At 70.6% G+C, this 24,947-nt stretch carries 25 protein-coding genes; 17 read left to right on the forward strand and 8 right to left on the reverse strand.

The features are described 5' to 3' along the window. Window positions 1-175 precede the first annotated feature (175 nt). Window positions 176-910: an SDR family NAD(P)-dependent oxidoreductase gene (locus ACTRO_RS04955; protein WP_034261466.1), complete on the reverse strand. Its 735-nt coding sequence runs from the start codon at window positions 908-910 to the stop codon at window positions 176-178. 37 nt (window positions 911-947) lie between these two features. Between ACTRO_RS04955 and ACTRO_RS45240 the strand changes: the two genes are divergently transcribed. The 5 genes from ACTRO_RS45240 (at window position 948) to htpG (ending at window position 7,160) form a co-directional block, all read left to right on the forward strand. After that, entirely contained in the window at window positions 948-1,136 is a 189-nt protein-coding gene (locus tag ACTRO_RS45240; RefSeq protein WP_084315977.1) for a hypothetical protein, read from the forward strand. Between the two features lie 55 nt (window positions 1,137-1,191). Then, window positions 1,192-1,530 (forward strand): hypothetical protein, encoded by a 339-nt coding sequence (locus ACTRO_RS42775; protein WP_157435775.1) that lies wholly within the window; start codon window positions 1,192-1,194, stop codon window positions 1,528-1,530. Window positions 1,531-1,672: 142 nt separating this feature from the next. Beyond that, on the forward strand, window positions 1,673-2,710 hold the full coding sequence (locus ACTRO_RS04965) for a LacI family DNA-binding transcriptional regulator (protein ID WP_051450334.1): 1,038 nt from the start codon (window positions 1,673-1,675) through the stop codon (window positions 2,708-2,710). Between the two features lie 62 nt (window positions 2,711-2,772). Next, on the forward strand, window positions 2,773-5,157 hold the full coding sequence (locus ACTRO_RS04970) for an ATP-binding cassette domain-containing protein (protein ID WP_034261468.1): 2,385 nt from the start codon (window positions 2,773-2,775) through the stop codon (window positions 5,155-5,157). Between the two features lie 92 nt (window positions 5,158-5,249). Further along, entirely contained in the window at window positions 5,250-7,160 is a 1,911-nt protein-coding gene (htpG, locus tag ACTRO_RS04975) for a molecular chaperone HtpG (protein ID WP_034261470.1), read from the forward strand. A gap of 1,558 nt (window positions 7,161-8,718) precedes the next feature. On the opposite strand, the gene ACTRO_RS04980 is transcribed toward htpG, so the two are convergent. Both ACTRO_RS04980 and ACTRO_RS04985 read right to left on the reverse strand, forming a co-directional pair. Next, entirely contained in the window at window positions 8,719-9,162 is a 444-nt protein-coding gene (locus tag ACTRO_RS04980; protein ID WP_034261472.1) for a S41 family peptidase, read from the reverse strand. Between the two features lie 124 nt (window positions 9,163-9,286). Beyond that, complete coding sequence (locus tag ACTRO_RS04985) at window positions 9,287-9,613, reverse strand: hypothetical protein (RefSeq protein WP_157435777.1); 327 nt, start codon at window positions 9,611-9,613, stop codon at window positions 9,287-9,289. A 132-nt stretch (window positions 9,614-9,745) separates the two neighbouring features. Between ACTRO_RS04985 and ACTRO_RS04990 the strand changes: the two genes are divergently transcribed. Then, on the forward strand, window positions 9,746-10,435 hold the full coding sequence (locus ACTRO_RS04990; protein ID WP_034261476.1) for a GntR family transcriptional regulator: 690 nt from the start codon (window positions 9,746-9,748) through the stop codon (window positions 10,433-10,435). A gap of 31 nt (window positions 10,436-10,466) precedes the next feature. Here the strand turns inward: ACTRO_RS04990 and ACTRO_RS04995 are convergent, their stop codons facing one another. Next, on the reverse strand, window positions 10,467-11,318 hold the full coding sequence (locus ACTRO_RS04995; protein WP_425394852.1) for a hypothetical protein: 852 nt from the start codon (window positions 11,316-11,318) through the stop codon (window positions 10,467-10,469). Between the two features lie 57 nt (window positions 11,319-11,375). Next, window positions 11,376-12,167, reverse strand: coding sequence for a class I SAM-dependent methyltransferase (locus ACTRO_RS05000; protein ID WP_169739817.1), 792 nt, complete (start codon window positions 12,165-12,167; stop codon window positions 11,376-11,378). A gap of 162 nt (window positions 12,168-12,329) precedes the next feature. Between ACTRO_RS05000 and ACTRO_RS05005 the strand changes: the two genes are divergently transcribed. Both ACTRO_RS05005 and ACTRO_RS05010 read left to right on the forward strand, forming a co-directional pair. After that, window positions 12,330-12,893, forward strand: coding sequence for a TOPRIM nucleotidyl transferase/hydrolase domain-containing protein (locus ACTRO_RS05005; protein ID WP_211244102.1), 564 nt, complete (start codon window positions 12,330-12,332; stop codon window positions 12,891-12,893). Window positions 12,894-12,903: 10 nt separating this feature from the next. Beyond that, window positions 12,904-13,455 carry a UTRA domain-containing protein gene (locus ACTRO_RS05010; RefSeq protein ID WP_211244103.1) on the forward strand — a complete coding sequence of 184 codons (552 nt, stop codon included), beginning with the start codon at window positions 12,904-12,906 and terminating at the stop codon, window positions 13,453-13,455. Between the two features lie 3 nt (window positions 13,456-13,458). On the opposite strand, the gene ACTRO_RS42780 is transcribed toward ACTRO_RS05010, so the two are convergent. Continuing rightward, complete coding sequence (locus ACTRO_RS42780) at window positions 13,459-14,946, reverse strand: GntR family transcriptional regulator (RefSeq protein ID WP_051450337.1); 1,488 nt, start codon at window positions 14,944-14,946, stop codon at window positions 13,459-13,461. Window positions 14,947-15,037: 91 nt separating this feature from the next. On the opposite strand from ACTRO_RS42780, the gene ACTRO_RS05020 reads away from it, so the two are divergent. The 3 genes from ACTRO_RS05020 to ACTRO_RS05030 are packed head-to-tail and all read left to right on the forward strand — an operon-like array spanning window position 15,038 to window position 18,217. Beyond that, window positions 15,038-16,663 (forward strand): APC family permease, encoded by a 1,626-nt coding sequence (locus ACTRO_RS05020; protein WP_063627925.1) that lies wholly within the window; start codon window positions 15,038-15,040, stop codon window positions 16,661-16,663. A gap of 36 nt (window positions 16,664-16,699) precedes the next feature. Further along, window positions 16,700-17,953 (forward strand): MalY/PatB family protein, encoded by a 1,254-nt coding sequence (locus ACTRO_RS05025; protein ID WP_425394853.1) that lies wholly within the window; start codon window positions 16,700-16,702, stop codon window positions 17,951-17,953. Between the two features lie 12 nt (window positions 17,954-17,965). After that, window positions 17,966-18,217, forward strand: coding sequence for a hypothetical protein (locus ACTRO_RS05030; RefSeq protein WP_034261481.1), 252 nt, complete (start codon window positions 17,966-17,968; stop codon window positions 18,215-18,217). Window positions 18,218-18,260: 43 nt separating this feature from the next. On the opposite strand, the gene ACTRO_RS05035 is transcribed toward ACTRO_RS05030, so the two are convergent. Beyond that, the gene (locus tag ACTRO_RS05035; protein WP_034261483.1) at window positions 18,261-18,770 is read right to left on the reverse strand and encodes a DinB family protein; all 510 of its coding nucleotides are present in this window, start codon (window positions 18,768-18,770) and stop codon (window positions 18,261-18,263) included. Window positions 18,771-18,852: 82 nt separating this feature from the next. Here ACTRO_RS05035 and ACTRO_RS05040 point away from each other — a divergent pair, with 82 nt between their 5' ends. Continuing rightward, window positions 18,853-19,887 (forward strand): TIGR03617 family F420-dependent LLM class oxidoreductase, encoded by a 1,035-nt coding sequence (locus tag ACTRO_RS05040; RefSeq protein ID WP_034261485.1) that lies wholly within the window; start codon window positions 18,853-18,855, stop codon window positions 19,885-19,887. Here ACTRO_RS05040 and ACTRO_RS05045 read toward each other — a convergent pair. Next, a complete protein-coding gene (locus ACTRO_RS05045) occupies window positions 19,865-20,419 on the reverse strand; it encodes a hypothetical protein (protein ID WP_034261487.1) in 555 nt (184 codons plus the stop codon). The two genes, ACTRO_RS05040 and ACTRO_RS05045, sit on opposite strands and share 23 nt — an antisense overlap. A gap of 165 nt (window positions 20,420-20,584) precedes the next feature. On the opposite strand from ACTRO_RS05045, the gene ACTRO_RS05050 reads away from it, so the two are divergent. From ACTRO_RS05050 to ACTRO_RS05070, 5 genes are all read left to right on the forward strand, one after another. Beyond that, window positions 20,585-21,388, forward strand: coding sequence for a formylglycine-generating enzyme family protein (locus ACTRO_RS05050; RefSeq protein WP_034261489.1), 804 nt, complete (start codon window positions 20,585-20,587; stop codon window positions 21,386-21,388). Between the two features lie 197 nt (window positions 21,389-21,585). After that, entirely contained in the window at window positions 21,586-22,458 is an 873-nt protein-coding gene (locus tag ACTRO_RS05055) for an SDR family oxidoreductase (protein ID WP_034261491.1), read from the forward strand. A 108-nt stretch (window positions 22,459-22,566) separates the two neighbouring features. After that, complete coding sequence (locus tag ACTRO_RS05060; protein WP_051450338.1) at window positions 22,567-23,007, forward strand: GntR family transcriptional regulator; 441 nt, start codon at window positions 22,567-22,569, stop codon at window positions 23,005-23,007. Beyond that, the gene (locus tag ACTRO_RS05065) at window positions 23,004-23,936 is read left to right on the forward strand and encodes an ABC transporter ATP-binding protein (RefSeq protein ID WP_034261493.1); all 933 of its coding nucleotides are present in this window, start codon (window positions 23,004-23,006) and stop codon (window positions 23,934-23,936) included. Before ACTRO_RS05060 ends, ACTRO_RS05065 begins: the two co-directional genes overlap by 4 nt. After that, a complete protein-coding gene (locus tag ACTRO_RS05070; RefSeq protein ID WP_034261495.1) occupies window positions 23,933-24,943 on the forward strand; it encodes an ABC transporter permease in 1,011 nt (336 codons plus the stop codon). The genes ACTRO_RS05065 and ACTRO_RS05070 overlap by 4 nt, the downstream gene beginning before the upstream one ends. Window positions 24,944-24,947: the final 4 nt, after the last annotated feature.

Raw genomic sequence — 24,947 nt, forward strand, 5'->3', positions numbered from 1 at the left:
ATGTGAGCGTTAACATTTTGAGCACCACGCGGGCCCGCGGGTGAAGGTGTCGCTGTGGGTGGCGCGAAGGGTTCTGGGGAAAGATGCCCCGGCTTCAGCCCTCTGTCAAGGGTCCGAAACCGGCCGGACACGTCGATCGATGATCAGGACGCCCCGGGCCCCGCCCGACCTGCTGTCACATGCCGCCGGACACGCGCAGCACCGCGCCGGCGGCGAAGGACGCGTCGGGCGAGAGCAGCCAGGCGACCGCACCCGCGATCTCCTCCGGCCGGCCGGCGCGGCCCAGCGGGATGTTCGGCGCCATCCAGGCCGGGCGCTGCGGATCTTCATGGAACTCGGTCCAGACCACGCCGGGCGCGACGCAGTTGACCCGGATCCCGTCCGCGGCGACCTCCTTGGCCAGCCCCACCGTCATCGCGTCCACGGCGGCCTTCGCGGCGGCGTAGTGCACGTATTGGCCGGGGCTGCCGAGGGTCGCGGCCGCCGAGGAGATGTTCACGATCGCGCCGCCACGGCCCGCGCCCGACATGTCGCGGATGGCGCGGCGCGCGCACAGCAGGTACCCGAGCACGTTGACGGCCAGCGCATCGTGCAGGCCGGCCGGATCCGCCTCGGCGAGCGTCCCGTTCGGCCCGCTGACCCCTGCGTTGTTGACCAGGCCGGTCACCGGCCCGAGCTCGGCCGCGGCGGCGTCGAAGAGCCGGTCCACTGACGTGGCGTCAGCAGTGTCCACCTGCACGCACGCACACGCACGCCCGGCCTGCCGCACGTCGGCGGCGACGAGCTCGGCGGCTGCGGCGTCATGCCGGTAGCCGATCACCAAGTCGTGCCCCTCGGCCGCGAGCCTGCGGCAGATCGCCGCCCCGATTCCGCGACTGCCTCCGGTGACGACCGTGATCATTTGCGCCATAGCCGAAGACTACCCCCGGTCCACTACTGTGACGCGCATGGACGAAGCCGCCGCAGCCCCCGCCGCACCGAGCTGGGAAGTCTGGCGCCAGGACGACAACGGCAACCGCTACCTCGTCTCCGCCCACCCTGACGTAGCCGCTGCTCGGATCCGCGTGGCCGAGCTCGAATCAGGTGTCGCACATAAGCAGACGTATTGGGTGAGCGAGCGTGACAGTCATACCTGATCCGGAGCCTGACTGGCGGCCGGCGCTCTCCTACCAGGGCGGCAACAGCAATCCCGTGCGGCAACGCTCGATGTTCGACCGAGCGGGCCGGCACTATCGCGAGATCGCGATCCTGCGGCTCGAGTTGCAACAGCTCGCGCATCGCCTTCGGCTGCACGTCGAGGCCGGGTTCGACGAACTGGGTGAGATCGAGGCCGCCTTCTTCGCGATCGGTGACCTCGAATTCTTGGCGTACCGCTACCGGGCCGACCACGGGGTCCTCGTCGACCTGCATCGCGGGGCGGATCTGGAGGCGGCTGAGGCGCTCGACCGGCTTCTCAGCGTGCTGGGTGTGGATCGCGGTGTCATCGCCGCGCTCGTCCAACCGGACGGCTCGTGGGAGACGATGGATTAGCGCCCGCTTGATCGCCTCGGCGCCCGAAGCTTGGACCAGCGAGTTCGACAGCGTTCGATGACCCGACGCCCCTTCAGTGCGACAATGGCAGCTCGGGCCGGCGTCCGACGCGCGGCGGCCGGGCGGCGGAGGGACGGGGCAGGTGGCGGACACTGCTGGTGATGGGACGGGGCCGCGGGCGGTCACCATCGCGTCCATCGCGCAGTCGGCCGGGGTCTCCGTGCCCACCGTCTCCAAGGTGCTCAACGGCAGATCGGGCGTCTCCCCCGAGACCCGGGCCCGGATCGAAGGGCTGATCGACCAGTACGGCTATCGGCGCCCGCCGCACCGCAGCAACGTGGTCGAACTCGTCTTCCGCGAACTCGAGACGATGTGGGCCGTGGAGATCATCCGGGGCGTGGAACGCGTCGCGCGGCGCAACCGGGTCGGGGTGGTCGTCTCCGGCTACGGCCGCGAGGACTCCGACGGAGCCGGCTCCCCGGTCGAGGACACGGTCGAACGCCGTCCGCACGCCGTGCTCTCGGTCGCGCGGCTGTCCGAACGGGAGCGCGGGCAGCTGACGGCGAGCCGGATCCCGTTCGTTGTCTTCGATCCGGTCGACGAGCTGCCCGACGACGTGGCCTTCGTCGGCGCGACGAACTGGCGCGGCGGACGCTCGGCCACCCGGCACCTGATCGACCTCGGGCACCGCCGCGTCGCCATGATCTCCGGTCCTGACCACGCCTTCTGCCGGGCCCGGCAGGCCGGCTACACCTCCGCCATGGCCGCGGCCGGGCTGGCCGTGGACCCGGAGCTGGTGGTCAGCACGCAGCTGACCCGGGAAGCGGGCTGCGCGGCCGGGCGCGCCCTGCTGGCCCTCGCCGAGCGGCCGACCGCGATCTTCGCCGCGAACGACATGCAGGCGCTCGGGGTCTACCAGGCCGCGCGCGAGGCGGGCCTGGCCATCCCGGCCGACCTGAGCGTGGTCGGGTTCGACGACCTGCCGGTGGTGGCGTGGATGGACCCGCCGCTCACCTCCGTGCACCAGCCGCTGGCCGAGATGGCCGCCGCGGCGACCGAACTCGCCCTCGCGCTCGGCCGCGGCGAGCCGGCGCCGCAGCTCGGGATGGAGATCGCCACCACGCTCGCGGTGCGCGCCAGCACCGCTCCCCCGCCGGGCGCCCCGCGCCCCTCGGAGTGAACCTCTAAGCTGGTCGGACGCCCGGCGAAGCGGCCGGGCCCGGACCGACGGAGGAACTCGCGATGCCCAAGGCGACCCGGCCGAAGCCGAGCACGTCCGCGCCCGACGCGGACAGCCACGACCTCATCCGGGTGGTCGGAGCGCGCGAGAACAATCTCAAGGACCTGAGCGTGCAGCTGCCCAAGCGGCGGCTCACGGTGTTCACCGGCGTGTCCGGCTCGGGCAAGAGCTCACTGGTGTTCGGCACGATCGCGGCCGAGTCGCAGCGGCTGATCAACGAGACCTACAGCGCCTTCGTGCAGGGCTTCATGCCCACCCTGGCCCGGCCCGAGGTCGACGTGCTCGAGGGCCTGACCACGGCGATCATCGTGGACCAGCAGCGGATGGGGGCGGACCCGCGCTCCACGGTCGGCACCGCCACCGACGCGAACGCGATGCTGCGGATCCTGTTCAGCCGGCTCGGCAAGCCGCACGTCGGCTCGCCCAACGCCTTCTCCTTCAACGTCCCCTCGATCCGGGCCAGCGGCGCGATCACGGTGGAGCGCGGCAACCAGAAGCGCGAGCACGTCACCTTCACCCGCACCGGCGGGATGTGCCCGCGCTGCGAGGGGCGCGGCTCGGTCTCGGACCTCGACCTGGCCGAGCTGTACGACGCCTCGAAGTCGCTGAACGAGGGCGCGATCACCGTGCCCGGATACACCGGCGGCGGGTGGAACTCGCGGCTGTACATCGAATCCGGGTTCTTCGACCCGGACAAGCCGATCAGCAAGTTCACCAAGAAGGAGCTGCAGGACTTCCTGCACCGGGAGCCGACCCGGATGAAGATCGCCGGGATCAATCAGACCTATGAGGGGCTGATCCCGCGCATCCAGCGCTCGATGCTCTCCAAGGACAAGGAGGGCATGCAGCCGCACGTGCGCGCCTTCGTGGATCGCGCCGTCACCTTCACCACCTGCCCGGACTGCGAGGGCACCCGGCTGAGCGAGGCCGCGCGCTCGTCGAAGATCAAGGGGATCAACATCGCGGACGCGTGCGCGATGCAGGTCAGCGACCTGGCCGAGTGGGTGGCGAAGCTCAAGGAGCCTTCGGTGGCGCCGCTGCTCACCGCGCTCGGGCACACGCTCGAGTCGTTCGCCGAGATCGGGCTGGGCTACCTCTCGCTGGACCGGCCGGCCGGGACGCTGTCGGGCGGCGAGGCGCAGCGGGTGAAGATGATCCGGCAGCTCGGTTCCTCGCTCACCGATGTCACATACGTGTTCGACGAACCGACGATCGGCCTGCACCCGCACGACATCCAGCGGATGAACGAGCTGCTGCTGCGGCTGCGCGACAAGGGCAACACCGTGCTCGTGGTCGAGCACAAGCCGGAGACGATCGCGATCGCGGACCACGTCGTGGACCTCGGCCCGGGCGCGGGGACCGCCGGCGGCGAGGTGATGTTCGAGGGCGACGTCGCGGGGCTGCGCTCCAGCGGTACCGTCACCGGGCGGCACCTGGACGACCGTGCCTCGCTCAAGTCCTCGGTGCGCAAGCCCTCGGGCGCGCTCGAGGTGCGCGGCGCGAACACGCACAACCTGCGCGACGTGGACGTGGACCTGCCGCTCGGCGTGCTGACGGTGCTCACCGGCGTGGCCGGCTCGGGCAAGAGCTCGCTGATCCAGGGCTCGGTGGCCGGTCTCGACGGCGTCGTGCTGGTGGACCAGACGCCGATCCGCGGGTCCCGGCGGAGCAACCCGGCCACCTACACCGGGGCGCTCGAGCCGATCCGCAAGGCCTTCGCCAAGGCGAACGGGGTCAAGCCGGCCCTGTTCAGCGCCAACTCCGAGGGCGCCTGTCCGACCTGCAACGGCGCCGGCGTCGTCTACACCGATCTGGCGGTGATGGCGAGCGTGTCGAGCACCTGCGAGGAGTGCGAGGGCAAGCGGTTCGACTCGTCCGTGCTGGAGTACCGGCTCGGCGGCCGCGACATCAGCGAGGTCCTGGCCATGCCGGTGGCCGAGGCCGCGGAGTTCTTCGGCGCGGGCGAGGCCCGCACCCCGGCCGCGCAGGCGATCCTCGACCGGCTCGTGGACGTCGGCCTCGGCTACCTCGGCCTGGGCCAGCCGCTCACCACGCTCTCCGGCGGCGAGCGGCAGCGGCTGAAGCTGGCCACCCACCTCGGCGAGAAGGGCGGGGTGTACGTGCTCGACGAGCCGACCACCGGCCTGCACCTCGCCGACGTGGAGCAGATGCTCGCCCTGCTCGACCGGCTGGTGGACGGCGGGAAGTCGGTCATCGTGATCGAGCACCACCAGGCCGTGATGGCGCACGCGGACTGGATCGTCGACCTCGGCCCGGGCGCCGGGCACGACGGCGGCCTGGTCGTGTTCGAGGGCACCCCGGCCGAGCTGGTCGCCGACCGCTCCACGCTCACCGGCCGGCACCTGGCGCAGTACGTCGAGGGCTGAGACGCGCGCCCCCTGCGGAGGCGGTGGCTCACCGTAATCTGCTACAACCGTGTCGTGAAGCACAACTGGCGACGAACGTGAGGAGAGTCCGCGTGTCCGGCGGAAGCGAGACCTTGGAGTTCCAGGCGGAGACCCGTCAGCTGCTGCACCTGGTGGTGCACTCGCTCTACTCGAACAAGGACATCTTCCTGCGGGAGCTGATCTCCAACGCCTCGGACGCGCTGGACAAGCTCCGGCTCGAGTCGCTCAAGGATCCGGACCTGCCCGCGGACACCGCGGACCTGCACATCGAGATCGAGGCGGACGCCGGCGCGCGAACGCTGACCGTGCGCGACAACGGGATCGGGATGTCGCGCGACGAGGTGGTCGAGCTGATCGGGACGATCGCGAAGTCGGGCACGGCGAGCCTGCTGGAGAAGCTCAAGCAGGCCAAGGACGCCGCGGCCTCGACCCTGATCGGCCAGTTCGGCGTGGGGTTCTACTCGGCGTTCATGGTCGCCGACAAGGTCTCCCTGGTCACCCGGCGGGCCGGCGAGGAGCACGGCACCCGCTGGGAGTCGGCTGGTGAGAGCACCTACGAGATCGAGCGGGTCGAGCAGGCGCCGCAGGGCACCAGCGTCACCCTGCACCTGAAGCCGGCCGACCCGGACAACCACCTGTTCGACTACACGGCCGAGCGCAAGATCCGAGAGATCGTCAAGAAGTACTCCGACTTCATCCGCTGGCCGATCCGGCTGGCCGCCCCCGCGTCGGACACGGCGGACACGGCGGACACGTCGGCCGAGGCGGCGCCGATCAACTCGATGAAGGCGCTGTGGGCCCGGCCGCGCAACGAGATCACCGAGGCCGAGTACCACGAGTTCTACAAGCAGCTCGCCCACGACTGGTCCGACCCGCTGGAGACCATCCACTTCAAGGCCGAGGGCACGTTCGAGTACGAGGCGCTGCTCTTCCTGCCCGCGCAGGCCCCGTTCGACCTCTACACCCGCGAGGCCCGGCGCGGTGTCCAGCTTTACGTGAACCGCGTGTTCATCATGGACGAGTGCGACGCGCTGATGCCGCAGTACCTGCGCTTCGTCAAGGGCGTCGTGGACGCGCACGACCTGTCGTTGAACGTCTCGCGCGAACTGCTGCAGCACGACCGGCAGATCCGCGGGGTGCGCCGGCGCCTGGTGACCAGGGTGCTGTCGACCGCGAAGGACCTGCAGGGCAAGGACCCGGAGAAGTACCGCGGCTTCTGGGACGCGTTCGGCCGGGCGCTGAAGGAGGGCCTGCTCGAAGACCAGGACAACCAGGCCACGCTGCTCGAACTGCTCCTGCTCGACACGACCCACGACGCTGCCGAGCCGACGACGTTGCGCGCGTACGTGGAGCGGATGAAGCCGGAGCAGAGCGAGATCTACTACCTGACCGGGTCCAGCCGCGCGGCCGTGGAGAACTCGCCGCACATGGAGGCGTTCCGGGCCAAGGGCTACGAGGTGCTGGTCCTGGTCGATCCCATCGACGAGGTCTGGGTCGACCAGGCGCCCGAGTTCGACGGCAAGGCGCTGCGGTCGATCGCCAAGGGTCAGGTGGACCTGGACGCGGCGGAGCAGAGCGAAGAGGAGGGCAAGGCGCAGGCCCAGGCGCAGGAGGAGTTCACCCCGCTGCTCGAGTTCCTGGCCGAGTCGCTGGCCGAGAAGGTCAAGTCGGCCCGGCTCTCCACCCGGCTCACCGACTCCCCCGCCTGCCTCGTCGGCGACACGAACGACCTGACGCCGGCGCTGGAGAAGCTCTACCGGGCGATGGGCCAGCCGGTGCCGCACACCAAGCGCATCCTCGAGGTGAACGCGGCGCACCCGCTGATCACCGGCCTGCGCACGGCCCACGCCGCGAACTCGGGCGACCTCGGCGAGAGCGCGGAACTGCTCTACGGCCTCGCCCTGCTGGCCGAGGGCGGGGAACTGGCCGACCCGGCCCGATTCAGCAAGCTGATCGCCGATCGGCTGGCGCCGACGGTCTGAGCACGCGTGTTCCCGGCCGCGGGTCGCTTTCTCGCGGCCGGACCAGGTGGCTCGGGTCTACTGCGAGTTGATGGTCGGCTGGGTGCTCGTGGGGTGTGAGCGTGGCGTGTCGGGTCAGGGTGGTCGTCTTGGTGTGGGCGGCCGCTTCGCGCCGCCCGTTTCGTCTGACCACCCGCCCACCCGTTGCGTCGGCGGAGCGGGCTGCGGTTTCAAGATCTCGCCTCCGGCGCGGGCCTTCCCTCGGAGAGAGATGCCGGGGTTGCGTGGGTGCTGTCGTTGGCGGAGCGGACTGGGGTTCGGGGTGGTGGGGTTGCGGGGGCGTGCTCTCTCCTCGGCCGATCCCCGGAGGCAATCAGGAACCTGCCGGGAGGTCAAGCGGCGGTGGCCCGCGCTGTGCTGTTTTCGTCTTCGCGCCGCTTGACCTCCCGGCAGAACCCTGATCGGGCTTCGCCTGCCCGACCGAGGAGAGAGCCCACCCCCTGGGGAGTGGTGCGAGCTGCACTCGGGCCCAGTCCCGGACCGCGGCCCGGCCGCGCTCGATCCGGAAGAATCCTGCATCACCTTGATCCGGTCATCTCGATCCTCGATCCACGCGAAAGAGTCCCGTGTCGCGCTCGGTGCGGAAGGATTCTGCATCACCTTGACCCGGCCATCCCGATCCTCGATCCGCCCGAAAGGTCGGCGCTCGGGTCGCGCTGATGTCGGATCCTGCATGGCCTCGGCGCGATCGACCCCGATCCCAGACCTCGCGGCGCAATCCCGCAGGCCGGCCGTGCCCGATGCGGAAGGATTCTGCATCACCCTGATCCGATTGGCCCGGAGCTCACGCAACGCGCAAGATCGCGTGGCTCGGTCGCATGCCGAGGACAAATCCTGCACCGTTTTCAGCCACACCCCCGCCGCCACCTGCCCAGCCATCCCGACCACCACCCCTCCCGTCATAAGCCGCGATCCCCGTACATTTCCATGCTAGACGCCGCCACCGACAAAAGATGCGAATCCGTCCTTTGCCGGAAAAGAAAAAATACGGGAGATTTCCGGGGAACTCGGGCGCACTCCCCGACGTTGAAAGGAGTAGAGAAGCAAAGAGCGGCCCAGAACGGCGATGCATGATCGTGCATCAAGCGCGACCGGGCCACGGGCCGGGGCTCGGCCCGAGCGCAGCTCGCACTGCTCCCCCCAGGGGGTGGGCTCTCTCCTCGGTCGGGCAGGCGAAGCCCGATCAGGGTTCTGCCGGGAGGTCAAGCGGCGCCCTGCAGAATCCGCCACCAGCGGAAGCCACCGCCGCTTGACCTCCCGACAGGTTCCTGATTGCCTCCGGGGACCGACCGAGGAGAGAGCACACCCCCGCAACCCCACCACCCCGAACCCCAGCCCGCCCCACCACGCCGGCAACTGCGCAGACCCGGCACTCTCTCCGAGGGAAGGGCCCGCGCCGGAGGCGAGATCTTGAAACTCCAGCTCGCCCCGCCAACGCAACAGGTGGGCAGTGTGGTCAGACGAAACGGGGCGGAGCGAAGCGGCCGCCCCCACCAACACTCAGCCGACCATCAACTCGCTAGGCCTTCGCAACCGGCGTCGGCCGGGGCGGCAGCTTCCTGAGCGCGTGCTGATACGCGACGGCGAGTGCCTCCTCAGCCGGCACGGCGAAGTCCGGGACCAGGCTCGCGCTGAGGACTCCAGCGCCGTCGGCGGTGGTGGTGCCCGTGGCGCCGGCGGTCAGCAGGTAGACCGGCTGGTCGAGGCGGACGGATTCGACGTCGGCCGGCACGGCGCCGCAGGACCACGAGGAGACACCGCTCGGCGCCCGACCGTCGTCACCGCCTTCGCCGCGCAGATCCAGGATCAGCGCGTCGGTGTCCGCGAGCGCGGTCATCGCGGCAGTGACGAAAGGTGCAGCGTCGCCCGGCTCGGCGACCAGAGCCTCGGTCTCGAGGTAGCCGATATTGCCCTCGAGGCGCTCGATGCGCCGCACGCCCTGGTTCTCGGTGGTCATCCCCATGACCGGCGATCCTAGTACGTGTCCGCCAGTGGAGATTCACCGGCTTGGCCTTAGCGGCCGAGGCGGGCCCGCGCGGGCGTGGCGGTGGTCACGGCGGCGGTCGCCGGGTGGCTGCGGCAGGGCCTCAGCCTTCGCCGGACGTCCGCTGCGGCACGACGGTCGCGGGCGGGGAGTGGCCGGCGGAGGAGCACGGGATGTTGGCCCACCAGCCGCCGGGATACAGGACGTCGACGCAGACGAGTTCGTCCGCGGACTCCCGCCGGTAATGATCGAGCACGAATACGGCGCGATCCAGCGCGCCGGCTTCGCACTCGGCGTTGTGGTAGGTGCGGAACGGCTGGTCGCGGCAGTCGGTCACCCGCCAGGTGCACCGGATGGTCCAGAGCGGGTACTCCTGCGCGTCCGCGTCGAGCTGCTCGGCGACGCCGTCGATGGACATTGATTCGGGCACGGCCGCTTGAGTCTCCCTGTGCGCGAGGGACGTCTGCCAGGCCCACCGTATACGCGGCTTCGTATACGCACAACCCTTCGTATACGATGAAATCCTCCGCGCGAAGGAGCGTGGGAGCGAAGGGAAGCGTCGATGGCCGAGCCGGCTTACGTCGCCCTCGCGGGCGCCTATGCGCGACAGATCCGCGGCGGGCAGCTGGCGCCGGGCGCGCGGCTGCCCAGTTACGCCGAGCTGGTGGAGCGGCACGCCGTCTCCGAAATCGTTGCCCGCAAAGCGATCCAGCTGCTGCAGAGCCAAGGGCTGGTCCGGTGCGTGCGGCGCCAGGGCGTCTACGTCGCGGACCGGATCGACATGGTGCGCGTCTCGCCGGAGCGGCAGCGCGAATCTGCGGAGACCTCGTTCCGCAACGAGGCCGAGGGGCGGATCACGGTCGAACGCGAGACGAGCCGAATACCGGCGAGCGCGGAGCTGGCCGAGGCCTTCGATCTGGCCGCGGGCCAGCTGATCACCCGCGTCGTGACGAAGGCGGCCGAGGACGGCCGGCCGATTTCGATCTCTGACACCCATCAGCCGCTCGACGTGGCCGACGCCTCCGGCGCGACCTGGCTGGAGGAGACCATCGCGGACCGCCTGCCCACCGCGGAGCACGCGCAATGGCTGCGCACGCGCCCCGGGGACCTGGTCAAGACCGTGCATCAGCGCTTCTGCGGCCCGGACGGCCGGCTGCTGATGCTCTCAGACGTCTCCTATCCGCGCGACCGGTACGACGCCTTCACCTTTCGCATGACCCTGCGACCGGAGACGGCGGGCACCGAGGAATGACAGCTCGCTGATTCACATCTCGCGCTCGCGGCTATCCTCGAATCCGGATCCAGCCCTGCGCCTGGTCGGCCAGGTTCCACCAGGAGACGAAGGACGGATCGCTGGAGGAGAGCTCCCAGCGCGCCGAGAGTGCGTCGAAGAACGCGTCGTCACCGGTCCGGCCGCCGGGCGGCTCGCCGACGTAAACGAGGCGCTCACCCCCGGCACCTTCGAAGGCGTCGAGGATCTCGGACGCCATGGTGTTGCCCCATCCCGGCGGCCAGCACAGGAACAGCACGCACCCGGCCCGGCTCGCGATCCGCAGGCCGTCGAGCGCCGCGACGAAGTGCCAGACGTCGGCCTGGCCGGGGATGCGCGGGAACGAGACGTTCTCGGCGCGGTCGGGCGGTTCGAGTTCGAACGCGTCGACGGCGAGTCCGGCCCCGCTCAGCTGCGCGGCCCAGTAGCCGCGGCCCGCGCCCACCTCCACCACCGGGCGTCCGTCGCAGAACCCGGCGACCCAGGCGAGCGTCTCCGGCGAGGGGATCGCGTAGGAGTAGGCGGCCTGCAGGATCAGCTGGGCGTAGGCGAGCTGCGCGCTGCCCTCGGCCGTGCCGCCGTCCACCACCCGCCTGCCTACGCGCAGCGAGACGGACGGCGCGACGATGTCCCAGTACGGGTTCGCGCTCACCGCTGTCCCGCCGGTCATGAAGTGCAGGAAGCGCAGGTCGAAGTCGAAGGCGGCGACCGCCTGCGCCTCGGCCGGCTGAGGCATGGCGGCCGCGACGTTGAAGTACTCGGCCACCTTCGGATATTCGAGCCGCAGCCGTGGCTCGTCCCCGAGCAGCCCGATCAGCTCTTCGCGCCGTTCCGCCGTCAACGCCAGCTCCGTCACACGGTCCATTGTGGCCCGCGGACCCGAGCGCACGGCCGAAGCGGCGCGGGGAAGTTTCGGCCGGTTTCAGCCGGCCGGTGTGGCGGCCTCGATCGGCGCGGTGGCGAGGTGGAGCACCGCGCCGCGGTCGAGGACGATGCCGCCGGCCTCCTGCATCCGGTCCAGTTCGGCCAGCGCACGGCCGCGGAACTCGGCCGCGTCCCGCGGTTCGAGCGCCTCGACGGTGGCCGCGAAACCGTGCGACATATGGAAGTCCCAGCCCATCCGCGGCGTGGCGATCGGCAGGTGGACCTCGAGGGCGATCGAGCGGACGTCCGTGAAGCCGGCCTCGCGCAGATCGGGCGCGACATCGGCACTGTGCCAGGGCAGCGGCCGAACAGCCCGCTTGGCGTAGTCGCCGACGAGCTTGTTCCAGCCGTCCCAGCGTCCTTCGTCCTCGCACGGACCCGGCGTGGTCAGCGCGACTCGGCCGCCCGGCCGTAGCACCCGGCGCGACTCGGCCAGCACCCGCGGCCGGTCGGACACCAGATGGATCATGAAACCGCCGGTGACCAGGTCGTATCCGCCCGACGGAAGGTCGAGCCGGCGCACGTCCATCAACCGCGCGTCGATCCGGGGATGCTCGGCGCTCAGCAGCTGCACCATCCGCGGCGCCGCGTCCACGGCGGTCACCATGCAGCCGCGTGACCAGGCCTGCGCCGCGATCGCGCCGCGGCCGCTGCCGATGTCCAGCAGCCGGGTCCCGGCCGGCACGTCCACCCGGTCCATCGTCTGCCGGGCGAACTCGGCGAAGAACGGCACGACCTGGTCGTAGCGGTCGGCGAGACGATCGAAGAGGTCTGGCACCGTCTGAGTCACGTCCCGAACCATGGCGCAATTCCCCGGCCCGGGCAAGCGGATTCGGCGGATCGTGATTCCGGCGGCGCGGGCGGAGTCCGGCTCGCCCCCGGGGCGTCGGCGGCCGGGCATAATGGCGTTGTGCACGGGGTGGCTCGAGGTACGGATGCGAGAGCGCGGACGGTGGTGCTCGTCGAAGGGCCCAGCGATCTGACCGCGCTCGAGGTGCTGGCGCGGCGGCGTGGGATGGGTCTCGAGGCCGAGCGCGTGTCGCTGGTGTCGATGGACGGGATCACCAACATCGGCCGCTTCCTGGCGCGCCTTCACACCGACGAGCCCGAGGCGCACATCGCCGGGCTCTACGACGACGCCGAGGAGCGGTTCGTCCGGCGCGGCCTGCAACGGCTGGGCATCGACGTGCCCGAGGATCGCGCGGCGCTTGAGGCGTTGGGCTTCTTCTCCTGCTCAGCGGACCTGGAGGACGAGCTGATCCGGGCGCTCGGGCCGTCGGAGGTGGAGCGGCTGGTGGAGGCGGAAGGGCACCTGCGCTCGTTCCGGACGCTGCAGCAGCAGCCCGCATTGCGCGACCGCTCCCTGCACGACCAGCTTCGCCGGCTGATGAGCGGACGCTCGGGCAACAAAGAGCGATACGCCGCGGTCATGGCCGAAGCGGTGCCGTGGGAGCAGGTGCCGCCGCCGCTGGCAGGCGTGCTGACGTACGTCGCCGGTACCATCACGTCGCGCTAGTCTCATGGCTGTGCCCGAATGGATCACCTCATCAGAGCCGTACCTCGCGCCCAGAGACCCGGCGACAGCCGACCCGTGGCGTGAGGAAGCTGCGTGGGCAGGCGGGGTCGGCGCGCACAAGGTGATCCTGGTGGCGCGGCAGGTGCCGTCGGAGCGGGTGGCCGGCCTGCTCGGCATCGCCCTCGATGAAGCCGCCGTTCTGCGCCGGCGCCTCGTCACGCTCGACGATGTGCCAGTCGAGGTCTCCGACTCCTGGTATCCCGCGGAGATCGCGGACGGCACGCCGCTCGCCGAGGACCGACCGATCAAGGGCGGAGCGCTTCGCGCGCTGGCCGAGCGCGGCTACGTCGCCGAACGCCATGTCGAGGAAGTGGCCGCGGTCGCGGTGCCGGCCGAACTGAGCGACCTGCTCCCCCGCTCGCCGGTCATCGAGCTCACCCGCACCAGCTACACGGCGGACGACGTTCCGTTCGAGGTCGCCGTCATGCTGATGAGCCCCGAGATGGCTCCGGGCGTGCCGCGGCGACTGCGGTACGAGATCCGCTACCGCGCGGACGAGTGAGGCTCACTGGGTGATCCAACCGGTGAGCGCGCACAGTCTGGCAAGGCCGGGCTCGGTCTCGTGATCGTGCTCGCGGTGCTCTCTGTGGTCACGCCTGGGGGCGGGGCGGGCGCGGGTGCCGGCGGCGGCGGTCCGATTGGCGGCGATGACCCGGCCGGACGCGTTGACCAGCGCGTGCGGCGACGCGGCGGCGCACAGGGCCGGCATGATCCTCCGCTCGATCAGATCGCAGGGTACGTCCATGGCCGCCACACCGAGCGGTCGGCCCTGGTGATACGCGGGGACGGAGAAGGTGAACGTGTACTGATTCGTGCACGCGTAGTCCAGGTAAGGGCCCGCGACGTGTCGACGGCCGGCGGTGATCGGCACGTCGTACCACTCATTGGTGACGTAGTCGAAGAAGTCGGGGCCGTCCGGATCCAGGTTGACCCGCAGGGATTCGGGGGCACCACCCTCCTGCCGCCACCACCACTCGAGCCAGTAGGGGGCGTCCTTGAGCACCTGCGGCGCGACCACGATGCCGGTGCCGACAGCGATCGAGCGGAATCGTTCGAGTGTGGCGTGGATACGCGGTCGCAGAGCCGCGATATCAGAGGTCAGGTACGATCCGCCGTCGCCCGCGTTGGCGGCGAATGAGGCCTCGAACTCCTGCGCGGCCCCCTCCAGGTCGGCGAATACGCTCTCGAAGTCGTCGGCCAGGTCGGACCAGGCATTCTGAGGAGTACCGTCCGCGCGGTAGAGGTCGATACGCCACTGCAGCAGTAGGTCGGTCTCGTACGCGATGTGTTGGCGGGCAAGACGGCGCGCCGCCTCCGGCTTGCCGTCGGCCACGGCGTCGACGAGGGCGCACCGGACCCGTACGGATTCTTCGTGCTCTGTGTCGCTCAGCAGAGTCCAGACCAGGTCGCCGAGCTCGGCCCGCAGGTTCGCCTCGTGCTGCGCGATCCGCGGCGACTGAGCCGCCGCGGCGAGTTCGATGCCGAACTCACTGTCCGCCCGCCGCCGTTCGCCCGGCTTCGCAGCCGCGCTCAGCCGGTCCACCCGTCGGCGCAGCGCCGCGATCTCGATCTCGGACGCGCGCTGCGCGGCCAGCTCGGCGGCGGTACCCAGCACCGCCTGCCGCTGGTCGCCGAGCTCGCGCAGCTGGCGCACGGTCAGGCCGGCCAGGCCGGAACGGCTGAGCGCGTCGCTGGAGGGCCGGGCGACGAAGCTGCCGCCGTTGCGTCCACGCCGGGTCTCGAGCAGGCCGCGTTCCCGCAGATCCGAGAGCGCCTCGCGCAGGGTGAGCGTCGCGACGCCGAGCTGCTCGGCCAGCGCGGCCTCCGCGGGCAGCCGCTCGCCCGGCGCGACCAGCCCGCGGCGGATCGCCTCGGCCAGGTGCTCGGCCACCTGGTCGGCCCGGCCGGCGCCGTCCCGCCGGCCGTGTCCCAGGGCTCTGATGGCGCGCACGGCGGCGGTGGTCAGGCCGGATCCGGGCGGGGTGGCGGGCATCGGGGGCAGCAGTCCTTTCCCGGGCAGAGCCTTGACGCTAATACATTTAAAGATACATGATTTGCGGACTTGGCCATCAAAGGAGACGACCATGAGCGAATCCGACGGCCCGTCGGCCCCGCCCGACGAGGACGCCGCGCATCTGCAACGCCTCGGCTATCACCAGGAACTCCACCGCGTCCTAGGGTTGTTCGACAACTTCAGCGTGGCCTTCTCGTACCTCTCGCCGATGGTAGGGGTCTACTCGCTGTTCGTCCTCGGCGTCGGCACCGCCGGCCCGGCGTATCTGTGGCTGATGATCCCGGTGGTCGGGTTCATGCTGCTGGTCGCGCTGGTCTTCGGCGAGCTGGCCAGCCACTATCCGATCGCGGGCGCGCTCTACCAGTACGGCAAATGGTCGGTCGGGCCGAAGTACGGCTGGTGGATCGGCTGGATCTACGGGCTGGCCCTGCTGGTCACGGTCGCGAGCGTCGACACCGGCGTCGTCGGATATCTCACGACCCTGCTGAACAATCTCTTCGGCACCCACCTGGACGGCACCTCGCACGGCACCATCTTGCTGGTGACGGTCGTCCTCATCGTCATCCAGACCCTGATGAACACGGTCGGCGCGAAGCTGATGGGCCGGATCTCCCGGCTCGGCGTGTTCGTGGAGACCATCGGCACCTTCGGCGTGGCCATCGCGCTCGCCATCGCCGGCTTCCACCACGGCTTCGGCTTCCTGTTCTCCACGCAGGGCGCCGCACACGCGGCCGGCAACCCGCTCGGCGTGGACTTCGGCGGGCACTGGATCACCGGCGCCGCGCTGGTGGCCATCCTCGCCCACGCGTACATCTACTACGGGTTCGAATCCGCCGGCGATATCGCCGAGGAGACGAAGTCGGCCTCCCGGGTGGTGCCGCGCACGATGCGCGCCTCGCTGCTCTACGGCGCGGTCGCCTCGGCCGTGCTGATCATCGGACTGCTGCTGGCCATGCCTGCCTCGGCCAAGGGCTACGCCGACGCCGCGTCCTTCAGCGGCGGCGTACCCGCGATCCTCGGCCAACTGCCCTCCGGGGTTCAGGACGTGTTCCTGGTGGTCGTGTGCATCGCGTTCTTCTCCTGCGGCACCGCGGTCCAGGGCGCGGGCTCCCGTCTGATGTACTCGTACGCGCGGGATCGGGTCCTGCCGTTCAGCGCGAAGCTGAGCTCGGTCTCCAAGCGCTTCCACACCCCGGTCAACGCGCTCATCGTGGCCTGTGTGATCCCGGTGCTCTTCACGCTGCTGGTCAACGTCAATCCGTCGCACAACGTGCGGATCCTGTGGTTCGAGATGCCTGCCGGCGTCAATGCACTGACGCTGCTGGTGTCCTTCGGCGTGTCCGGGATCTACCTGTCGTTCCTGCTCACGGTGATCGGTTCGATGATCGCGCGGGCGCGCGGGTGGCAGCCGGCCGGTTCGTTCCGGCTCGGCCGCTGGGGCTGGCCGGTGAGCATCGCAGCGTCGCTGTACCTGGCGCTGATGCTGGTCAACATCATCTGGCCGTCCGGTCTGGCGAGCCCGCGCGGCAGCCTGTTCAACTTCGACTGGATCACGCTGATGGTCATGGTCGTGCTGCTGGCCGTCGGCGCGATCTACTTCCTGGCCGCCCGGCCGTACCGCCGCTTGGCTCCGCCGGCCGAGCCCGTCACCGCGTCGGCCCCGGCCGCTTCCGCCGAGACGCCTGAAGCGGTCTGATTCCGCAGAAGCCGCATACGGAGTTGGATGGGGACCATGGTGAAGGTGAACGACGAATCCATGGTCCCCGCCGACCGACTGCGCACCGACCCTCTCGTCCAACTCGACCGCGAGCAGCTGCGACGCCGCAGCAGTATGAAGTGGCGTGCCTACCCCGAAGACGTGCTGCCGCTCTGGGTCGCCGAGATGGACGTCCCGCTCGCACCGCCGATCGCCGAGGCGCTGCACCGCGCCGTCGATCTCGGCGACACCGGCTACCCGCACGGCACCGCATACGCCGAGGCACTCGCCGAGTTCGCCGCACACAGGTGGGGCTGGGACTCGCTGCGGGTCGAGCGCACCGCTCTGGTGCCCGATGTGATGCTCGGCATCGTCGAGGTGCTGCGCTTGATCACCGGCCCGGGCGACGCCGTCGTCGTCTGCCCGCCGGTCTATCCGCCGTTCTACGCCTTCATCGAGCATGACGCGCGCCGTGTCATCGAGGCGCCGCTGGGGTCTGACCTCCGCCTGGACTTCGACACCCTCGAAGCCGCGTTCGTCGCCGCCCGCGAAGGCCGCCGTCGAGCGGCATTCCTGCTGTGCAACCCGCACAACCCCACCGGGGTCGTACACACCCGGGCGGAGCTCGACGCCGTCGCCGGACTCGCGCAGCGCCACGGCGTGCGGGTGGTCTCGGACGAGATCCACGCGCCGCTTGTGCTGGCCGGCGCGTCGTTCACCCCATTCCTGACGGCCGACGGCGCGCAGGACGGCTTCGCGGTGCTGTCCGCGTCGAAAGCGTGGAACCTCGCCGGGCTCAAATCCGCGCTCGTCGTCGCCGGCCCGGGAGCCGTGGGCGATCTGCGCCGCATGCCCGAGGAGGTCGGCCACGGCCCGAGCCACCTCGGCGCCATAGCCCATACGGCCGCATTGCGCGAGGGCGGCGCCTGGCTCGACGATCTGCTGCTTGGCCTCGACGCGAACCGAAGTCTGCTCGGCGAGCTGATCGCGCGTCACCTGCCGTTCGCGGGCTACCAGGCGCCGCAGGGCACATACCTTGCCTGGCTGAACTGCACGCCGCTGGGCCTGCACGACGACGCGGACCAGCCCGAGGGACCCGGCGTGGTGGGTGATCTGTCGGGCCCGGCGACCTTCTTCTTCGAGCAGGCGAAGGTCGCGCTCAGTTCCGGCCACGTCTTCGGTTCGGGCGGAGCCGGACGCGTGCGGCTGAACTTCGGCACCTCGCCGGAGATCCTGCGCGAGGCGCTGGGGGCGATGGGCCGCGCCGTCGCCGACCGGGCCGGCGCGTGATCCACTGGAGGTATGGAGGACGTGGACGACGTGGATGATGTGGATATCCTCACGCCGAACGCCGTGCTGATCGGCGGGCCGGAGCCGATCGGCGGGCGGCAGGTGCGGGTCGATCAGGGCGTGACCGAGGTGCGCGCGAGCGCCGGGGACGGCAGCGGGCTGCACGCGTGGGCGCGCACGGGCCGGATGGAGCCGCGGCAGGGCGGCGGCTGGCTGCGGGTGTATGCGTACACCGGCCCGGCCGATCAGGCGGTCGCGCTCTGATCGGTCCCGACCCCGGCCCGCGCCCCGGCCTGCGGCTCAGCGCTCAGCGCCCGATCGAGCCGTCGAGCTGCTCGCGCAGGATGTCGGCGTGCCCGGCGTGTCGGGCCGTCTCCTCGATCAGGTGGATGACGATCCAGCGCAGCATGTGCGCCTCCAGGGTGCGCCCGGTGCCGCGGACGGCGCGTGCCTCCAGGCTCGGCGCCGCCTCGATCACCTCGTTCGCCCGGGCCGTCGCGGCCCGGTAGGCGGCCAGGATGTCGGCCGCCGACTCGTCCGCGGCGACGTCCATGCCGAGATCCGCGGGCGCCACGTCGACGCCGGCGAAGCCGCGCACGAACCAGTTCAGCTCGGCCGCGGTCAGATGCTTGATCAGCCCGAGCAGGTTCGTCCCGGACGGCACCCCGGCCGTGCGGGCACCCGGCTCGGTCGCGCTTTCCGCCTTCGCCGCGATCGTGCCGCGCAGGTAGTTCAGGAAGCTGAGCAGCACCGCCTTCTCGTCGTCGGAATCGAGCGTGGGCGGCCGGGTGTCTGCGCGGTTCTGATGATCGGTCACCGGTTCAGCCTAGCGGCGCGGTCATCGCAGCCCTCATCGCAGCCCTCTTGTGGGCTCGGCAGACGCTCACGCACCATGAACTATGAAAACGGACGCCACTCTGGCCGGTGCGCCGGCGGACTGCGCGAAACTCATGGCCGAGGCTGAAGCGCGCCAGCTCGACCGCGCGTTGGTCACCGAGTCTGCGCACGATCCGTTCCAGCTGCTCGCCGTCGCGGCGCGGAGCACATCGCGGATCGAGCTCGGCACCGGCGTGGCCATCGCGTTCGCGCGTACGCCGATGACGCTGGCTTACAGCGGCTGGACGCTGCACGCTCTGAGCGACGGGCGCGCGGTGATCGGGCTCGGGTCGCAGGTGCGTGCGCATGTGGTGCGGCGGTTCGGGATGCCGTGGAGCCGGCCGGCCGTGCGCATGCGCGAGTTCGTCCTGGCCACGCGCGCGATCTGGGACTGCTGGCAGCATGACACGAAACTGGACTTCCAGGGCGCGTTCACGACACACACCCTCATGCCGCAGCCCTTCAATCCCGGCCCGCTGCCGTACGATCCGCCGCGGCTGCTGGTCGCGGCCGTCGGGCCGCGCATGGCCGAGACCGCCGGTTCGGTCGGCGACGGCATCATCTGTCACCCGTTCGCCACACCGCAGCACCTGCGCGAGCAGGTACTTCCAGCGGTGTACGAGGCGCGAGCCGCCTCCGAGCGGGAAGGCGCGGCGTGGACGACGAGAACATTCGAGGTCTGCGGTGGCGTGCTCGCCGCGGTCGGCCGCACGGATCGGGAGCTCGAGCAGGCGATCGAGGGCGTGCGAGAGCGGATCGCGTTCTACGGCGCGACTCCGGGGTACGAGGCCGTACTCGCCTCCCTCGGCTGTTCTGATCTTCACGCCGAGTTGCACGGCCTCTCGCGGCAGACGCGCTGGCAGGAGATGGGCCGGCTCATCGACGACGACCTGCTGCACGCGATGGCCGTCGTGGGAACTCCGGCACAGGCCGCGCGCGAGCTGACGGACAGATACGACGGCGTGCTCGACCGCGTCTCGCTCGCGCTCTCGCGCCGCGCGGACCCGGTCACCGCCCTCGAGACGCTGACGGAGCTCAGGGCATTGTCGTCGCCGTGAGGGGCTGCGGCGCGACGGACCCGCCAACCTGCTCCGCCTCGCCGCGTTCGAGCTCCCGGGTAAGACGATAGGCCAGGTAGAGCGGGATCGAGCCGAAGACGCCGAACGAGCTGTCGACCGCGATCCACCACAGTGGCAGGTGCCGCAGCGGCGCGCAGATCAGCGCGAGCGGGATGACCCCGGCACAGGCGATCAGGCCGAACTTCAGCACCCAGAAATTGCGCACGGGCTCGCGGTACGGTCCCCAGAACGCTACCGCGATGCTCAAGTGGGCGAAAGCCAGCCAATCGGTGCCGTAGGCGATGAAGGGATATTTCGCGTAGGCGGCGGTCAGATCCGCGCTCACCTTGTCGATCCACGTGGTCAGGAACGGCAGGTGCCGGGCGACCGGCCAGGCGCCGCCGTGCAGGAACCGGTCCAGTGCCCGCGCCTCGATGCCGAGGGGGAACGCCGTGAACCCGCTGAGGATCAGGCCTATGACGAATACGAGGAGCAACCGCCGGATTCTGCGCACCTGCGCCGTCTCGTTCACCCTTTGATGTTAGGCCGGGCGGGATCGCGGCCCGCTGCCGGGCGGCGGTCTTCACAGTGTCTTCACCGGTCACGCCCGCGCTCGCGGCCACGCCGGCCGGACCGCCGCGCGCCACCGTACGCCAGCGCCGCGAAGTTTGTCAGTGGGCGATGTGATACTTCGAGCGTGTACCTCGCAGACCTCTCCCTCGCCGATTGGCGCACGCTCGACGTCACCGGCGCGGCCCGGTTCGCCCAGCAGGCGGCCGATCAGGTGGACGGCCGCGTCGTCGACGTGCGGGCCGTGGCGTACTTCGGCGCGCCCTTGTACCAGGTCGTCATCGAACGCGAAGGCGGACGCTACGCCCTGATACCCGGCGGAACGGCCGTCGTCGGCTACGACCCCGAGCAGTGGCAGCCCTCGGACGAGCTGCTCGACGCCTACCGGGCGCAGACGCTCGGCGGCGGCTTCGGCTTCCACTCCGATCCGCACGATCTGCTGCGCGAGACGCTCACGCCGCTGCGCGCGGTCTCGCTGCCGACGCTGCTGATCGCGGTCGAGAGCGAGCGGCTGTCCGCCCCGGCAGCGGATATGGCCGAGGTGCTCGCGGGGCGTGGGCAGCGGCTGCCGAGCCCGGACGAGTGGGAGCACGCCTGCGGCGCGGGCGCGGCGACGCTGTGGTGGTGGGGCGAGCAGTGCCCGGTCGACCGCTCGCCCTACGACGACGAGGCGGGTCCGCAGCACCAGCCGAACCTGTTCGGCTTGAAGATCGCGCACAACACCTACGACGCCGAGGTGACGAGCGAGCAGTCCGTGGTCAAGGGCGGGGACGGCGGCGAGTCGGTGTGCGGCGGGTACGGCAGCTTCGTGGAGTGGCTGCCGCTGGCGACGGCGAGCCGCAACCGGGCCATGGCAGAGTTCGTCTACGGCCCCGACGGCGAAAAGCTGTTCGAGGATTACTCGGTGCGGCCGGTGATCGACCTGGTCTAGGCACATTGCTCCAAAAGAGTGGCGGCGCGGCCGCTCACCCTCTCGCACTACCCGCGCGTTCGGCCTCGAGGCTGTGACCTGCGAGGACGAGCGAACGCGGCCGTGAGCGAGCGCCGTGCGGTGGACCGGCCGGGGCGTGGACAGCAGAGTTGGATCAACGGCCAGCCGTCCTCGATTCCGCAAGGAGAGCCACCGTCATGCGCGTGTTCGTCACCGGCGCGTCCGGGTTCATCGGTTCCGCCCTCGTCACCGACCTGCTCGAGGCCGGGCACGAGGTGGTCGGGCTCGCCCGTTCGGACGAGTCGGCCGAGGTCGTGACCGCCGCGGGCGCCGAAGTGCTGCGCGGCTCGGTGGAGGACCTCACCGTCCTGCGCACCGGCGCGGCGGAGTCCGCCGGGGTGATCCACCTCGCCTTCGACCACGACCTCTCCCAGCACGACGCGGCGGCCCGGGCCGAGCTCGGTGCGATCAAGGCGTTCGGCGACGTGCTGGCCGGCTCGGGCCGGCCGCTGGTCGTGGCGAGCGGCGGCCCGATCGGCGGCGAGCACGACACCCGCCCGCCCTCGACCAGCCCGCGGGTGGCCGGGGCCAACGCGGCGCTCGCCCTGGCCGAACGCGGCGTGCGCTCGTCCCTGGTGCGCCTCTCCCCCACCGTGCACGACCGGGCCGCATGCCCCATGGTCACCGCCCTCGCCCGGATCGCGCGCGAGAAGGGCGTCTCAGGCTACGTCGAGCAGGGCTCCACGCGCTGGCCCTCGGTGCACCGGAAAGACGCCGCACGCCTGTTCCGACTGGCACTGGAGAAAGCACCGGAGGGCTCGGTGCTACACGCGGTCGCTGAGGAGGGCGTGGAGATCCGCAAGATCGCCGAGGTGGTCGGCCGCCAACTCGATCTGCCGGTGGCCTCCGTCGCCTCGGCCGACGCCGTCGACCACTTCGGCTTCCTGGGCCGGCTGCTCGGCCTGGATCTTCCCGCCAGCAGCCAGGTCACCCGGAGCCTGCTCGACTGGAATCCGACCGGCCCGGGCCTGCTCGCCGACCTCGAGCACGCCGAGTACCTCAAGAGCTGACGCCCGCTCCGCCCGTCCTCTCGCGCGCCGGCACCCTTTCTCCCGCCTGCCCTTCCCCGCGCTTCGGCACCCTTGACAACCGGTGCCGCGCTCCATCACCCTTTAACTATGACGTTAGATAAGCAGGAAAAGGGTGACGGGGGGTCCCGCATCGTGTTCCGGCTGGATCCCGGGTCGGGCGTGCCGACCTACCTGCAGCTCGTCCACCAGGTCGAACACGCGCTCCGGCTGGGTTACCTGGCCGTCGGAGACCAGCTGCCGAAGGTGAAGGACGTGGTCGCCGGCCTGGCCATCAACCCCAACACCGTTCTCAAGGCGTACCGCGAACTCGAGCACAAGGGCCTCGCCGTCGGCCGCCCGGGCCAGGGCACCTTCGTCTCCGGCACCCTCGGCTCTCCCCCGCCCGGTGACCACGATCTGCTGCGCGACGAGCTCGGGGCCTGGATGGGCCGGGCAGCCGACGCCGGTTTGGACACCGACGCGATCGCGGCACTGTTCAGCAGCGTCCTGCACGACTTCGGCACCGCGGGCTCCGGAGCGGCCCGATGACGAGTGAGAGCTCTGCTCCAGGCGCCGCTCTCGCGGCCGAGGGCCTGAGCAAGCGCTACGGCGCGGCGTGGGCCCTTCGCGACTGCACGCTGAGCGTCCCGGCCGGACACGTGGTCGCCCTCGTGGGACCGAACGGCGCGGGCAAGACCACCTTCCTGCACCTCGCGGTCGGTCTGGCGACGGCCAGCTCCGGGCAGGTGAGCGTCCTCGGAGGCCACGCGGTCGGCAGCCCGGCCGCTCGCGCCGGCGTCGGCTTCGTCGCCCAAGACGCGGCGCTCTACCCGAACCTCACCGTCGCGCACACGATCCACCTGGCCCGCAACCTCAACACCGTCTTCGACTCCGACCGAGCCGCTGCGCGTATGGCAGAGCTCGATATCCCGCTCGGCCGCAAGGTCGGCAAGCTCTCCGGCGGGCAGCGCGCGCAGGTCGCCCTTTCGCTCGCGTTGGCCAAGCGACCGCAGCTGCTCATCCTCGACGAGCCGCTCGCGAGCCTGGATCCGTTGGCCCGACACGAATTCATGGCTTCGCTGATGGCCGCCGTCGCCGAGGACGGCATATCGGTGATCTACTCGTCGCACGTCGTCGCAGAACTCGAACGCGTCGCTGACTACCTGGTGCTGCTGACCGAGGGGCGCGTGCAGGTGGCCGGCGAGGTGGACGACCTACTCGCCACCCACCGCGTCTACACCGGCCCGGCGGACCAGGCCGACCAGGTCGCCGCGCGGCTGCCGGTGGTGCGCGAGCAGCGTGCCGAGTCCCAGGCGCACCTGCTGGTGCGCACCCGTGGCCCGCACGCTGATGCTCCGGCCGACTGGACTGCTCAGCAGGTGGGCCTCGAGGAACTGGTCCTGGCCTACCTGCGCAAGCCGAAGGCCACCGCGTTCCCGGAACCCCGCGCTCTGACCGGAAAGGGCACCCAGTCGTGACCGCCATATCCGCCGCCAGCGCCGCCTCCCCACATCCTGCGCGCCCGAAGCTGCGCGGGCTGGCCTGGGTGACGCTGCGCCAGCAGCGCACCGCATTGCTCGCGCTCACGGCCGTCCTGGCCTGCTGCGCCTTCGCCCTGGTCTTCTACGGCCTGCGGATGCACGCGGACTACCGCACTCTCGGCTTGTCCGACTGCGTGCCGCAGGCGCCGCACCGGGCGCGCGATTGCGCCATCCGGATTCAGGAGTTCGGCAGCGACCAAAACCGCGTCAATCAGCTGATGGCGTTCTTCCTTCCGCTGCCGGTGCTGTTCGGCCTCTTCCTCGGCGCGCCGCTGCTGGCTCGCGAGTACGAGTCCGGCACGTACCGGTTCGCCTTCACCCAGGCCGCCGGCGCGACCCGTTGGCTGGTCAGCAAGATCGCTTTGCTCACTGTATTCACCATCGCCGTCACGGCGGCCTTCACCTGCGTGGTCATCTGGTGGTACGCGCCGCTCGTGCCGCTCAACGGCCGGCTCGGCAACACCTCCATCCAGGAGATCTACGGGGCTGTCTTCGTCGCACGGGCGGTCTTCGCCCTCGCCGTCGGGCTGATCGCCGGGGCACTGCTGCGCCGGGTCGTACCCGCGATCGGTGTCACGCTGGTGGTCTGGATCGCCGTGGTCGTCCCCTCGATCACGGAGCTACGCCCTCATCTGCTCTCGCCGCTCACCCTCGTGAACGGCGGCACCCCGAGCGGCTGGATCATCAGCGACACCTGGACCAATCCGAGCGGCCACACGCTGACCCTCGAGCAGATCGGCAACCTCACCTACAACGCCGCACTGGCCGGGCACAAGCTCGACATGGCCTCCTATCTGGCGGGGCAGGGCTACCGGCACACCGTGATCTACCAGCCCGCGAGCCGGTTCTGGGCCCTGCAGTCGATTGAAGCCGGCGGGCTGGCGGTCGTCTCGGTGATCCTGCTCGCGGCCACCGTGTGGGTGGTGCGGCGCCGTTCGGTCTGACGCG

Origin of the sequence: Actinospica robiniae DSM 44927 (assembly GCF_000504285.1) — a bacterium.
Lineage (GTDB): Bacteria > Actinomycetota > Actinomycetes > Streptomycetales > Catenulisporaceae > Actinospica > Actinospica robiniae.

What these genes read in the sequence shown, in the direction of transcription:
- ACTRO_RS04995 (WP_425394852.1), bottom strand. Translation starts at nt 11,318, where the DNA reads ATGGACCGTGTGACGGAGCTGGCGTTGACGGCGGAACGGCGCGAAGAG.
- ACTRO_RS05055 (WP_034261491.1), top strand. Translation starts at nt 21,586, where the DNA reads ATGCGCGTGTTCGTCACCGGCGCGTCCGGGTTCATCGGTTCCGCCCTC.
- ACTRO_RS05060 (WP_051450338.1), top strand. Translation starts at nt 22,567, where the DNA reads ATGACGTTAGATAAGCAGGAAAAGGGTGACGGGGGGTCCCGCATCGTG.
- ACTRO_RS42780 (WP_051450337.1), bottom strand. Translation starts at nt 14,946, where the DNA reads ATGCCCGCCACCCCGCCCGGATCCGGCCTGACCACCGCCGCCGTGCGC.
- ACTRO_RS04980 (WP_034261472.1), bottom strand. Translation starts at nt 9,162, where the DNA reads ATGGGGATGACCACCGAGAACCAGGGCGTGCGGCGCATCGAGCGCCTC.
- ACTRO_RS05030 (WP_034261481.1), top strand. Translation starts at nt 17,966, where the DNA reads ATGGAGGACGTGGACGACGTGGATGATGTGGATATCCTCACGCCGAAC.
- ACTRO_RS05065 (WP_034261493.1), top strand. Translation starts at nt 23,004, where the DNA reads ATGACGAGTGAGAGCTCTGCTCCAGGCGCCGCTCTCGCGGCCGAGGGC.
- ACTRO_RS04955 (WP_034261466.1), bottom strand. Translation starts at nt 910, where the DNA reads ATGGCGCAAATGATCACGGTCGTCACCGGAGGCAGTCGCGGAATCGGG.
- ACTRO_RS05020 (WP_063627925.1), top strand. Translation starts at nt 15,038, where the DNA reads ATGAGCGAATCCGACGGCCCGTCGGCCCCGCCCGACGAGGACGCCGCG.
- ACTRO_RS04970 (WP_034261468.1), top strand. Translation starts at nt 2,773, where the DNA reads ATGCCCAAGGCGACCCGGCCGAAGCCGAGCACGTCCGCGCCCGACGCG.
- ACTRO_RS45240 (WP_084315977.1), top strand. Translation starts at nt 948, where the DNA reads ATGGACGAAGCCGCCGCAGCCCCCGCCGCACCGAGCTGGGAAGTCTGG.
- ACTRO_RS05025 (WP_425394853.1), top strand. Translation starts at nt 16,700, where the DNA reads ATGGTGAAGGTGAACGACGAATCCATGGTCCCCGCCGACCGACTGCGC.
- ACTRO_RS04990 (WP_034261476.1), top strand. Translation starts at nt 9,746, where the DNA reads ATGGCCGAGCCGGCTTACGTCGCCCTCGCGGGCGCCTATGCGCGACAG.
- ACTRO_RS05040 (WP_034261485.1), top strand. Translation starts at nt 18,853, where the DNA reads ATGAAAACGGACGCCACTCTGGCCGGTGCGCCGGCGGACTGCGCGAAA.